Source organism: Nocardia sp. Marseille-Q1738 (assembly GCF_965283145.1).
Map to the genome: position 1 here is coordinate 1,555,462 of NZ_CBDIMS010000001.1, position 11,338 is coordinate 1,566,799.

Genomic DNA, 11,338 nt, shown 5'->3' on the forward strand with positions numbered 1-11,338 from the left:
ACAGCCACGCCTGCGGCGAGCAGGGCGGGCAGCACGAGGGGATTTGGCCGTCGAGAATGAGCACGAAATCGGCTGCGTGGTACGACGATTCCCGCCTGCTTCCATAACGAAAGAGGCGCACAAACTGTGGATCGAAGGAATGTTCCGCGAGTCAAAGGCTGAAGACGATGCGCGACGCTGCGCGAACAAGCCGAAACCTACCAAGGGGTACGGCGAGGTACCACCCGGGACGGGTCTTGGTGATCCGCTCCACAAAATGCCGACCGAAGGTCTCACCGGCGTCGTAGCCGAGATCACTCGACGAGGTCGGCCAGCAGTCTTCGAAGACCAGCTCGTGGTCGAGCATCGGCACTCGCCCTCCGTCCGGTGAACGCGCACGACCGGATGGACTCGACAACAGCGAGTCCGGAAGGACGGAATCGACTGTGCGCGTGCAGAACGCATACCGGCTTGCCAATCCGGTACCGCTTTCGACGTTTCCGCGGCTTCTGCGGCCGCCCGCTCCGATCGTCCGGAGAACGGATCTGCGACGTCCACGTAGCTGCATAGCGGCCACAAAGAAGCTGATGACGACGGTTTCCCGGAGGCGTGTCGCCGTTGTTACCGTGAATCATGACCAGCGAATCCGCGCATCGGCGCCGCGAGCAGCTCCGTGAGTTCCTGCGCTCTCGTCGGGCGCGGCTCGCACCGGGAGATGTCGGTCTCGTTGCGACGGGCCGGCGACGTACTCCTGGGCTGCGGCGCGAAGAGGTCGCCGCGCTGGCCGGGGTGGGGGTGTCCTGGTACACCTGGCTCGAGCAGGGGCGCGACATCACGGTCTCGGCCGAGGTGCTCGATGCGATCGCCGGGGCCCTGCTGTTGAGTGAGCCGGAGCGGGTGCACCTGTATCTGCTGGCCGGTCTCAACCCACCGCCCGCAGGTGGGGCGCCCGCTGCCGAGGTAACTCCCGAAGTACGGCAACTGCTGGATGGGTGGGAGCGACGACCTGCGCTGTTGCGCGACCGATACTGGAATGTACTGGCATTCAACGACACTGCGCGGACGGTGTTCGGCTTCGACGACACCGCACACAACTGCTTGGTCACGTTCTTCACCAATCCCCGATACCGCGCGATGCGCGATGTTTGGGCGGCGGCTGCTCCCGCGGTCGTCGCCGCCTACCGCGCGGATACGGCGCACTGCGCCGACCACCCCGAGTTCCGCAGGGTAGTGGACGATCTCAGCACGGTAAGCGCCGAATTCGCGGAACTGTGGGCGCGCCACGAGGTCGGCGTCCCGATCCAGGCCGTGAACGCGCTGCGCCACCCCGAGGCCGGGGAGTTGTTCTTCGACGCGACGACCCTGCTGGTCGCCGACCATCCCTGCTGGCATCTCGTGCTGTACAACCCGCGACCCGGTACCGATACCGCGGCTCGACTCGAACGACTACAGCACATCCGTCTCGCCGCCCCGAGCGCGCCGCACCGCGGACGCCTGACCGGAACCTGGCCCGAACGTGGTGGTGCCGAACCCACGATAACTGCGCACTGTTTGTCTGTCGCACGGATTGACACGCTGGGGCCATGACGCACAACAGCTTCCGATTCGACGGCAAGATCGCACTGATCACCGGAGGTTCCAGCGGCATGGGTTTGGCCGCCGCGCACCGGTTGCTCACCGAAGGCGCGCAGGTCATCATCACCGGGCGCGACAAAACCCGGCTCGATGCCGCGGTCGAGGAACTCGGCGATCGGGTGCTCGGGATCCCCGGTGACGCCGCAAATCTCGCCGATCTCGAAAAGCTGGCAACAGCCATTCACGACCGGTATGGGCGGCTGGATGTGGTGTTCGCCAATGCGGGGATCGGCGCGTTCCAGCCCATCGAAGAGGTCACCGAGGCGGAGTTCTACCGCGTCGTGGACATCAACTTCAAAGCGGTGTTCTTCACCATCCAGAAGACGCTACCGCTGCTGCCCCACCAGGCCGCGATCGTGATCAACTCGTCGTTCGGGCTGTACCGTGGGATGCCCTCCGCCGCTCTCTACTCGGCGACCAAGGCGGCGGTGCACAACCTGACCCGGACCCTCGCGGCCGAACTCGCGCCAAGGAGAATCCGGGTCAACTCCGTGAGCCCCGGCTACGTCGATACGCCGGCGTTCCGGGCCGAGATCTCCGCTGAGGCCCAGGCTGCCATTGGCAGCGGGGTCGCAGCAGGCCGCATCGGCGAGGCCGAGGAGATAGCCGCCGCAGTCGCGTTCCTCGCCTCCGATGAAGCGTCCTACGTCAACGGACAGGATCTGCTCATCGACGGCGGACTGATATCGGCCATCCCGGCGGGGATGCTGTAACCCGATCCGGCGTCCCCACACAGACAGCTACCCGTAGCTGGCCGTTCCGCGGGGGAGCGGATGGTGAACCTCGCGTAGTTCAGAGCTTTCTGAATACAGATTCCAGTGTATTGTTCTGGGTGTGGAGACGTTGCTGCACAGTGACGCGCTGGCTCGATTCGGGCACGCGCTGTCCGATCCCACCCGGACGCAGATCCTGCTGAGCCTGCGCGCCGGTCCCGGTTATCCGTCGGAGCTGGCCGAGCGGATCGGGGTATCGCGGCAGATTGTGTCGAATCACCTTGCCTGTCTTCGTGGTTGTGGGCTGGTTGTCGCGGTGCCGGAGGGGCGGCGCAGCCGGTACGAGCTGGCCGATGCGCGTATCGGGGCCGCGTTGGGGGATCTGCTGGGGCTGGTGCTGGCGGTGGATCCGGCGTGTTGCCCTGATGCCGAAGCGGAAGGTTGCTGCTGATGTCGGCGCCGCTGGGGATGCCGTCGGGGGTGACGTCGACGGGTCCGTCGGCGGAGCGGCGGGCGGTGCTGTCGCGGCGTATCCGCTGGTTGGTCGCAGCGACCATCAGCTACAACGTGATCGAGGCCGTCGTCGCCCTGACCGAGGGGGCGCGGGTGTCGTCGACGGCGCTGATCGGGTTCGGGCTGGATTCGGTGATCGAGGTGTCCTCGGCGGCGGCAGTGGCCTGGCAATTCGCCGGTGCGGACCCGCAGAAGCGGGAGAAGGTCACGCTGCGGATCATCGCGTTGTCCTTCTTCGCTCTCGCGCTCTATGTCAGCGTCGACTCGATCCGGTCGCTGCTGGGCGTGGGCGAGCCGAACCCTTCCCTGATCGGCATCACCCTGGCCGCGGTCAGTCTGGCGGTCATGCCCGTGTTGTCGTGGGCGCAGCGCCACACCGGGCGTGAACTCGGCTCGGCTTCGGCCGTAGCCGATTCCAAGCAGACGCTGCTCTGCACTTATCTGTCAGCGGTGTTGCTGGTCGGGTTGTTGCTCAACAGCCTGTTCGGCTGGTCGTGGGCGGACCCGATCGCCGCGCTCGTCATCGCCGCGATCGCGGTGAAAGAAGGGATGAACGCCTGGCGTGGTGACACGTGCTGTCCCGCACCTACCGCCATTGCGGCCCCGGGCGGACACGACTGCGACTGCTGCGACTGAATCACCGCCTGGCAAGCGAGCACGGCGCGGAGCCGTGCGCAGGTTGCGGACTGCGGTGGCACGCGCCGCCGGGGCTGGCTGCGGGTTCCTGCCGCGGCTTTCGCGGTCGCCGAAGCAGCCGCCGCCCTGGTCAGCGCGATTCGGTTCGCGGCTCGAGGACCACGACGGCAGTCGGTGACGATCGCAGCGCGGCGTAAGCATCGATGTCGCGGTCGATCTCACGCCACCTGCCCCACAGCCGCGTTCGCTCCTGTCCATCGGCGGCGCGCCCGCGCACCGCGCGCGAGCTGCCCTTCAGATCGACGATCGCGTCGGGGTGCGTCTGGAGGTTGAGCCACCAGGCAGGTTCCCCATCGCCCCACCCGTTCATCGCGAGCGTGACGAGGTTCGAGCCGTCCTCGAAGTAGCCGAGCATGACGCTGCGAGCGCGACCGGTCCGGCGTCCGGTGGTGGTGAGTCGCATCGTCCCCCAATGGGTGCTGTCCTTGGGGCGCCCCAACCCGGCGCGGCCGCGGGTCACACGGTACAGAGCCCGGTGTGTGTGCCAGGCCAGGTGAATCACCCATCGTGGAGGGAGCCATGGCTTGCGGGCGGATTCGCGTGACACGACGCGTCCTCTTCTCGCTCGGCCGGCGATCGCTCGAGGCTCCCCGGCGAGTTTCTCGGTCTCTGACAGCATCGACACCTCGCCCCTGAATGTCCAGGGCCGATCACCATGACCCCTGGGGCCATTCGACTCGAGTAAGCTTCCGCCGCCCCCACCGGCACGAGCCACCTGTACGACTGGAACATCGACGGTCAGCGGCGAGTTCGCCGACATTCCGATTCGGGCCGGTTCCTGCGGACCGACCCCATCCCCGGCGGCCACACCGGAGGGAACGTGGCACATCAACCTGCGGCGTATCGGGCGAGGTTGTCCTCCAGTGCACGCAGCGCTTGTAAAGTCTGCGCCTTCTGGGTGGCGTCGAGTTCGCCGACCGCGGCGTTTTCGAGTTCGATCCAGACGGCTTCGACCTCCCGGCGCAGGGCCTGGCTGGCGGCGGTCGGCTCGATCAGGGTGGCGCGCTTGTCGTCGGGGCACGGGCGGCGACGGACGAAGCCCGAGTTCTCCAAGCGTCTGATGGTTCTGGTCATGGTGGCCGCGTCGGAATCGAGCAGGTTTACCAGGTCGGTCTGGCGTTGCGGGCCCAGTTCCCATAGCTGCATCATCACCAGTTCCTGTCCGGTGTGCAGGCCCACTCGGCGCAGCAGGTGTCCGGCGATCATCCGATGCAGGCGGGCGACTCGGAAGATGGTGTGGCTGATCGGGCCCACCTCGGCGGTGACGGGGACCGGCACGGTTGCCGTGTCGGGCGTTTCGTCGGCCGGTCGATCCCACGTGTCTCGGTGCTTCGGGTGCTGCATGGGAGACGCCTCACTTTCACTGATCGAACAGTAGAAACTGTAGTGCCTGCCCGCGGGGAAGGGTCCAACCGGTCATGGGTCGGTCTGGACTGCGGGGATGACGTGGCTGTGACCTACCTCATAAGAGGTCGGGGAATGACTCGGAGCCAGTTATCTGTTCGAACAGGTAACTTCGGAATTCCTGTCCGAGGTGCTCCTCCAACAGCAAGGAAGCAAGTGATGACAACGGAATTTTCCCCGCTGAGCACGACCACGACGCGCCGCCTCCAGTTCCGTGCATACGGCGGCCCCGAGGTGCTCGAACTCGCCGAAGTGCCGTTGCCGCAGCCGGACCGAGGGCAGGTCCGCGTCCGGGTCAGGGCCGCGGGTATCAACGGTCGCGACGCCAAGATGCGTGCGGGTCTATTCGAGCCGGGCGCGACCGCGCCCGCGGTTGCGGGCACGGTCGGACTCGAAATGGCGGGCGTGATCGACGCGATCGGTGCCGACGTCACCGAATGGGCCGTCGGACAAGAGGTGTTCGGTCGCACCGTGTCCTTCGACGCGGTCGCCACCCACGCGCTCGCGCCGGTCGGTGACATTGTCGCCAAGCCGGATTCGCTCGGCTTCGAACAGGCCGCGGCATTGCCGGTCGCGACCGAGGCGGCCTACCGGACCCTGCGGCAACTCGACGTGCGCGAGGGGCAAACGCTGCTGGTGCACGCGGCCGCGGGCGGCGTCGGTCTGATGGCAGTTCAGCTCGCCCGCCTGCGCGGCGCCACGGTCGTCGGTACCGCCAGCGAGCCGAACCATGATTTCCTGCGCGAGCTCGGCGCCATCCCGGTGGCTTACGGCGACGGCTCGGCCGAACGGATCAAGGCCGCGGCACCGCAAGGTATCGACGCGGTGCTCGACGGTTCCGGTCGCGGTGTGTTGCCGCTGTCGATCTCGCTCACCGGCGACCCAGCCAAGGTGATCACCATCGCCGATCTCGGGGCCGCGCAATACGGCGTGCACTTCTCCACCGAGATCGTTCCCATTCCGGAGGCCATGGCCGAGCACCTGGCCTTGTTCGAAAGCGGGCGCCTGCGCATGCCTATCGAAGCGGTGTTTCCACTCGATGAAGCCGCCGAGGCCTATCGCCGCCTGGATGCGGGGCACCTGCGCGGCAAGATCGTCGTCGCGGTCGCCTGATCTCCGCCGACAAGGAAAGATCATGAACCCCGACGAGTTTTCCGACACCCCTGCCGATGGAGTGCTTCCGCCCGACGATCCTCGGCGTCGACTGACTGTCGCCGACGCGAATTCCGGCGCTGGACTACGGCATCTGGCATTGGTGGGCAACGTCTACACCATCCTGATTCCGGGCTCGGCCACGAACGGCCGCTACACCCTCATCGAGATGAGGGTGCCGCCGGGTGGTGGTCCACCCCCGCATCGGCACGATTTCGAGGAAATGTTCACGGTTCTGGAGGGGCGCGTCCGCTTCACCTTCCGTGGCACGGATGTCGACGTGGTAGCCGGTGCGACGGTGAACATCCCGGCCAACGCGCCACACTTCTTCCGCAATGTCTCGGACGTGCCCGCACGCATGTTGTGCATGTGCACACCAGCGGGCCAGGAAGAATACTTCGCGGAGATCGGCGCTGTGCTCGATAGCCCTACCGACACTCCGCCCCCGCTGACCGAGGCCGAGGAGTCGCAACAGCGGGAGAAGGCGCGGCAACTCGCCGCGAAATACCGCAGCGAACTCCTCTGACATGCGGCGACGAATGAGCAGTTGACCACGATCGGCCGCGGGAATGCTTAGCATCGGAGCGTGGAGCCAGGATCATTGCTGAAGGCGCGGGCGGGCGGGAAACTGCACGGCGGTAACCATGGGATCGCGCCGGAAGAGGTGGTCGCCGCGCAGCAGGCCCGCATGTCGGTGGCGATGATCGAGGCCGCCGCGCAGAAAGGGTACGCCGCGGTCACCGTCGCGGACGTGCTCGAGCGTGCCTGTGTCTCGCGGATGACGTTCTACCAGCATTTCGCGAACAAGGAAGCCTGCTTTCTCGCCGCATACGACATGGCCGTGGAGATCGTGATGACCCGGATCGGGACTGCGCTCACGACCGACGGTCCCGCGCTGGAACGCATCGACCGCGCCCTGGACGCCTACTTCTCGACGCTCGCGCAAGAACCCGAGGTCGCGAAGGTTTTCCTGGTGGAAGTGTACGCGGCGGGAACGGCGGTGCTCCAGCGGCGATTGGCGACACAGGCCGGTTTGGTGGATGGGTTCGCCGCGGCGCTCGGCGCGAGCCTGCCGGATCAGCGTGTGGTGGCCGAGGCGGTGATCGGCGCGGTCGTCGCGCTGGCGACCAACCGAATCGTCGCGGGGGACTTCGACGGCCTGCCGGGTTTGCGGGAACCGCTGATGTCGCAGCTGATCACGAAGCTGGTGCGGGAGGATCCGGCCGCTCGGTGAGACGAGCGGCGTATGGTCGAACCGTCGCAGTGTCGCGAAGGGATGACGGCCATGAGTCTGCTTGTGCCCCAATCGATCAACGAGGTCTCCGGTACGGTCCGCCAGGCGCGGGCCACGTGGGCCTGGCATGCGCAGCGGGCGGGCGCGCGGCTCACCGAACGTTATCCAGCCCCGGTCCGGCCGCTGGCCGATCCGCCGCCGGGCAGCGGACTGAAACCGGTGCCGGGCGACTTCGGACTGCCTGGAATCGGCTACACCTTGCAGGCGTTGGCCGACCCGATCCGGTTCGCGCGGACGAGATCGGAAAAATTCGGTCCGATCCAATGGTTCGGCCTGCTCGGGCGCCGCATGGTCGGGATCGCCAGCCCGGAGGCGCTGGAGGCGGTGATGCTGGACCGGAACAAGGCGCTCTCGGCCCAGCGTGGCTGGGAATTCCTGATCGGCCCGTTCTTTCGCGGCGGGCTGCTGCTGCGCGATTTCGACGAGCACCTGTTCCATCGGCGCATCATGCAGCAGGCGTTCACCCGGCCGCGATTGATCGGCTATCTCGACCTGACCACGCCGCGGATCACCCGCGGCATCGCGGACTGGCGGCCGGGTGCGGACTTCCGCGTCTACCGCGCGATCAAGAAACTGCTGCTCCAGCAGGCCACCGAGGTTTTCGCGGGTGCCGAGCTCGGCGCGGAGGCCGCCCGGCTCGAGCGTGCCTTCGAGGACGCGGTGCGCGGTGGGGCGGCGCTGATCCGGACCAACGTCCCTGGTGGGGTGTGGGCCCGCGGCTTGCGCGGGCGGCGGGTGCTCGAGGAACACTTCCGCCGCGCGTTGCCCGCCAAACGGGCGGGCAACGGCAATGACTTGTTCAGTGTGCTGTGCCGGGCGAGCACCGAGGACGGCGAAACCTTCACCGATGCCGAGGTGGTCGAGCACATGATCTTCGTGATGATGGCCGCCCACGACACCAGCACCATCGCCGCGTCCATGCTGGTCTATGAACTCGGCAGACATCCGGAATGGCAGCAGCGGCTGCGCGCCGAATCCGTCGCGCTGGGCAAGCCCGCGCTCGGCTACGACGATCTCGACCGATTGCCGTCGCTCGATCTCGCGTTCAAGGAGGCGTTGCGGATCTATTCGCCGGTGGCCCAGCAGATCCGCGAGACGGTCACCGACACCGACATCCTCGGCTACTACCTCCCGAAGGGGACGCTCGTCCTGTGCGGCACCTACGCCATCATGCGCACCGAGGAGTACTGGCATGATGCCGACGAGTTCGACCCGGAGCGTTTCGCCGACCACCGCCGCGAGGACAAATCCCATCGTTTCGCGTGGGCGCCGTTCGGCGGCGGCGCGCACAAGTGCATCGGACTCTACTTCGGCGGTATGACGGTGAAAGCCGTTGTGCACCAAATGCTGTTGCGATACCGCTGGACTGTTCCGGACGGTTACCGGGTGCCGCTGGTCGCTGGGACCGGCCCCGTGCCAGCCGACGGCCTACCGATCCGGCTGGAGCGGATCGGCCGATGAGGATCATCGCCGACCGCACCGTCTGTGCGGGCCATGGCATGGGCACGGGATTGCCACGCCGGTCGCCGGCACGGTCGCCGCGGAGCCCGAGCTGCTCGAGCTCGTCGTGGACAGCTGCCCCGTTCAAGCGCTACGCCTCGCCTGAAGTCTCCGAATCACGGACCATCGCATCCCGGCGTCTGCCTGCCGCGCTCCGTTTTGCGTCGCCTCTTGCGGGTACCGCGAATCTCGACGAGCTGTCCATCGACTCGAGAGGACCGGTGATATCCCATGGCCACCTGCGCTACCTGCGGTAACGAGTACGACAAGACATTCACCATCACCAGGGACGGCGAATCCGCCATCTTCGACAGCTTCGAATGCGCGATCAACGCGATGGCCCCGACGTGCACGCACTGTTCGTGCCGAATCCTCGGGCACGGCGTCGAGGCGCGCGGTGACTACTTCTGCTGCGCGCACTGCGCTCACGAGGCAGGTCACCCTGCCCTGGTCGACCACGTGTGAGCGAACGTCAGCGGGTGCGGTCGTGAGTCACTGAACCGCCGGTCCGGACCGTTTCACTCGCGCGGAGCAGGCGCCCGCCGCAGATCGATGCCGGCGGCCGCCGCCGCGTCGCCGAGCACCGCCTCGAGCATGGCCGGGGTGAGTCGTCCGGTGAAGGTGTTCTGCTGGCTCACGTGATAGCAGCCGAACAGCTGCAGCGGTGTCCGTTCCCCGTCGGCCGCGGCCAGTTCCACGTGCGCACCGTGGCCGAATTTCGGTCGCGGGCGCGGCACGACCCAACCCGCCCGTGCCAGCACCGGGAACAGCGCCTGCCAGCCGAACGCGCCGAGCACCACCACCGAGCGCAAGGTAGGGGTCAGCAGGCGAACTTCGGTGTCCAACCAGTGACTGCACCGGTCGCGTTCGGCCGGGGTCGGCTTGTTGTCCGGCGGTGCGCAGTGCACCGGCGCGGTCACTCGAACGCCGGTCAGCCGCAGCCCGTCATCGATGCTCGTCGACGTCGGCTGGTTGGCCAGGCCCACGGCGTACAGCGCGGCGTAGAGCACGTCCCCGCTGCGGTCGCCGGTGAACATGCGCCCGGTCCGGTTGCCGCCGTGCGCTGCGGGCGCGAGGCCGACGATGAGCATGCGGGCGTCATCCGGTCCGAATCCGGGGACCGCACGCCCCCAATAGGTTTGGTCGCGAAAGGCGGGGCGCTTCTGCTCGGCCGCGAGTTCGCGCCAGGCGACCAGGCGCGGGCAGGCGAAGCAGTCCGCGACCGCGGCGTCGAGTTCGGCGATGCTGCGGCACACGCGGCCGGAGATCGAGCTGTTGTTCATCAGAACTCCGTTCGGTGGTGCCGCAGTTTCGGCGAACCGGACGATCATGCCCACTATGCATCAAATCGGTTGTTCATAGCCGATCCGTCCCACCCGGACCCGCGCCCTCGGACGTCTGTCCAGTTCAGCGGCGTGACGGAGCGGATATCGAGCCGGACATGTGATCGGTACCACCCGGTCCGGGTTGGTAGCATGGCGGTTCCGACCGACCGGATGCGGGGTAGCTCACCGCCGGCTTCATTCGAAAGAGTCTTCCATGCAGTTTGAAATCGTCGAGCGGGACGAGACGTGGGTTGCCGGGTTACCGGTGCGCAGCCCAAAGCGTGCGCTCGGGGAACTGCGTGACCGCGACCTGGAGGCCGCCTGGGCGGCCGTGCTGCATCAGGAACTCGGCGGACCGCTGGCCAGCGCCTACACCGATTACAGCGGTGAGCTCGGCACCTACAACACGCAGATCGTCGGCTATCAGTGCGCGTCCTTCGACGACGTCACCCGCGGGCACCTGGTGGCACGCCTGCCGCGCGGCGCCTATGCACGGTTCTCTTCGGTCGGTAACTTCCCGCAGGTGATGACCGACTTGTGGACGCAGATCGCCTATGCCGAGGAACACAACCAGATCAAACGGACCTATACCGGCGATTTCGAGTGCTATCCGCACGCCTACAAGATCGATCTCTACCTGGCGGTCGAGGCGCGATGAGCTATGCGATCGTGGTGCGCGCCGAGGCGATCTACGGCGGGTTGGTGGTCCCGCGGGTGCGCCCGAGCTTCAAGGTCAGCAACAGCGACCTGATCGAGTTCCTCAAGGACCGGCTGCGCGACCGCGCGGGCGAGGATCGCCCGATGTACACGGTGTACGTGCCGGATCCGGCCGGCAACTACAACGCGGTGGTGTGCTTCGAGTACCCCTCCGCGGATGCCGTGCCGGTGGGCGACGTCCTGGTACGTGTGCCGAAAGGTGTCTACGCGCGTTTCGCGCCGAACGGCGACTATCACGATCCGGTGGAGGACGTGTGGGCGCAGGTCGACGACGCGACGGCGTCGGCCGAGATCACCCGTGCCTACCGTGAAGAGATCGAGATCTGGCACGGACCGCAGTCGGTGGAACTGTTCATCGCCATCCTCGTATAGATTGCTAGACGGTAGCTAGAGCAGAACCGACTGGTCTC

Annotated in this window: 15 protein-coding genes; 11 read left to right on the forward strand and 4 right to left on the reverse strand. The window is 66.9% G+C overall.

Annotation, left to right across the window (positions count from 1 at the left end):
- Positions 1 to 151 precede the first annotated feature (151 nt).
- Positions 152 to 352, reverse strand: coding sequence for a hypothetical protein (locus tag ACWPXK_RS06940; protein WP_454195135.1), 201 nt, complete (start codon positions 350 to 352; stop codon positions 152 to 154).
- Between the two features lie 260 nt (positions 353 to 612).
- Here ACWPXK_RS06940 and ACWPXK_RS06945 point away from each other — a divergent pair, with 260 nt between their 5' ends.
- From ACWPXK_RS06945 to ACWPXK_RS06960, 4 genes are all read left to right on the forward strand, one after another.
- A complete protein-coding gene (locus ACWPXK_RS06945) occupies positions 613 to 1,566 on the forward strand; it encodes a helix-turn-helix transcriptional regulator (protein WP_454195136.1) in 954 nt (317 codons plus the stop codon).
- Positions 1,563 to 2,327, forward strand: coding sequence for a glucose 1-dehydrogenase (locus ACWPXK_RS06950; protein ID WP_454195137.1), 765 nt, complete (start codon positions 1,563 to 1,565; stop codon positions 2,325 to 2,327). Before ACWPXK_RS06945 ends, ACWPXK_RS06950 begins: the two co-directional genes overlap by 4 nt.
- A gap of 121 nt (positions 2,328 to 2,448) precedes the next feature.
- Entirely contained in the window at positions 2,449 to 2,778 is a 330-nt protein-coding gene (locus ACWPXK_RS06955; protein ID WP_454195138.1) for an ArsR/SmtB family transcription factor, read from the forward strand.
- Positions 2,778 to 3,476, forward strand: a complete 699-nt coding sequence (locus ACWPXK_RS06960) for a cation transporter (protein WP_454195139.1) — start codon at positions 2,778 to 2,780, stop codon at positions 3,474 to 3,476. Before ACWPXK_RS06955 ends, ACWPXK_RS06960 begins: the two co-directional genes overlap by 1 nt.
- A 130-nt stretch (positions 3,477 to 3,606) precedes the next feature.
- On the opposite strand, the gene ACWPXK_RS06965 is transcribed toward ACWPXK_RS06960, so the two are convergent.
- Positions 3,607 to 4,083 carry a nitroreductase/quinone reductase family protein gene (locus ACWPXK_RS06965; protein WP_454195140.1) on the reverse strand — a complete coding sequence of 159 codons (477 nt, stop codon included), beginning with the start codon at positions 4,081 to 4,083 and terminating at the stop codon, positions 3,607 to 3,609.
- 281 nt (positions 4,084 to 4,364) lie between these two features.
- Positions 4,365 to 4,880 carry a MarR family winged helix-turn-helix transcriptional regulator gene (locus tag ACWPXK_RS06970; RefSeq protein ID WP_454195141.1) on the reverse strand — a complete coding sequence of 172 codons (516 nt, stop codon included), beginning with the start codon at positions 4,878 to 4,880 and terminating at the stop codon, positions 4,365 to 4,367.
- A gap of 219 nt (positions 4,881 to 5,099) precedes the next feature.
- Here ACWPXK_RS06970 and ACWPXK_RS06975 point away from each other — a divergent pair, with 219 nt between their 5' ends.
- The 5 genes from ACWPXK_RS06975 (at position 5,100) to ACWPXK_RS06995 (ending at position 9,351) form a co-directional block, all read left to right on the forward strand.
- Complete coding sequence (locus ACWPXK_RS06975) at positions 5,100 to 6,053, forward strand: NADP-dependent oxidoreductase (RefSeq protein ID WP_454195142.1); 954 nt, start codon at positions 5,100 to 5,102, stop codon at positions 6,051 to 6,053.
- Positions 6,054 to 6,075: 22 nt separating this feature from the next.
- Positions 6,076 to 6,618, forward strand: coding sequence for a cupin domain-containing protein (locus ACWPXK_RS06980; RefSeq protein WP_454195143.1), 543 nt, complete (start codon positions 6,076 to 6,078; stop codon positions 6,616 to 6,618).
- 60 nt (positions 6,619 to 6,678) lie between these two features.
- Positions 6,679 to 7,326 (forward strand): TetR/AcrR family transcriptional regulator, encoded by a 648-nt coding sequence (locus ACWPXK_RS06985; protein WP_454195144.1) that lies wholly within the window; start codon positions 6,679 to 6,681, stop codon positions 7,324 to 7,326.
- Positions 7,327 to 7,377: 51 nt separating this feature from the next.
- Complete coding sequence (locus ACWPXK_RS06990) at positions 7,378 to 8,847, forward strand: cytochrome P450 (RefSeq protein ID WP_454195145.1); 1,470 nt, start codon at positions 7,378 to 7,380, stop codon at positions 8,845 to 8,847.
- Between the two features lie 270 nt (positions 8,848 to 9,117).
- Positions 9,118 to 9,351, forward strand: coding sequence for a hypothetical protein (locus tag ACWPXK_RS06995; RefSeq protein WP_364328078.1), 234 nt, complete (start codon positions 9,118 to 9,120; stop codon positions 9,349 to 9,351).
- 53 nt (positions 9,352 to 9,404) lie between these two features.
- Here ACWPXK_RS06995 and ACWPXK_RS07000 read toward each other — a convergent pair whose 3' ends face one another.
- On the reverse strand, positions 9,405 to 10,169 hold the full coding sequence (locus ACWPXK_RS07000; protein WP_454195146.1) for a uracil-DNA glycosylase: 765 nt from the start codon (positions 10,167 to 10,169) through the stop codon (positions 9,405 to 9,407).
- A gap of 256 nt (positions 10,170 to 10,425) precedes the next feature.
- Here ACWPXK_RS07000 and ACWPXK_RS07005 point away from each other — a divergent pair, with 256 nt between their 5' ends.
- Positions 10,426 to 10,869, forward strand: a complete 444-nt coding sequence (locus ACWPXK_RS07005; protein ID WP_040782680.1) for a GyrI-like domain-containing protein — start codon at positions 10,426 to 10,428, stop codon at positions 10,867 to 10,869.
- Positions 10,866 to 11,300 carry an effector binding domain-containing protein gene (locus ACWPXK_RS07010; protein ID WP_364328084.1) on the forward strand — a complete coding sequence of 145 codons (435 nt, stop codon included), beginning with the start codon at positions 10,866 to 10,868 and terminating at the stop codon, positions 11,298 to 11,300. Before ACWPXK_RS07005 ends, ACWPXK_RS07010 begins: the two co-directional genes overlap by 4 nt.
- The last annotated feature ends 38 nt before the right edge of the window (positions 11,301 to 11,338 follow it).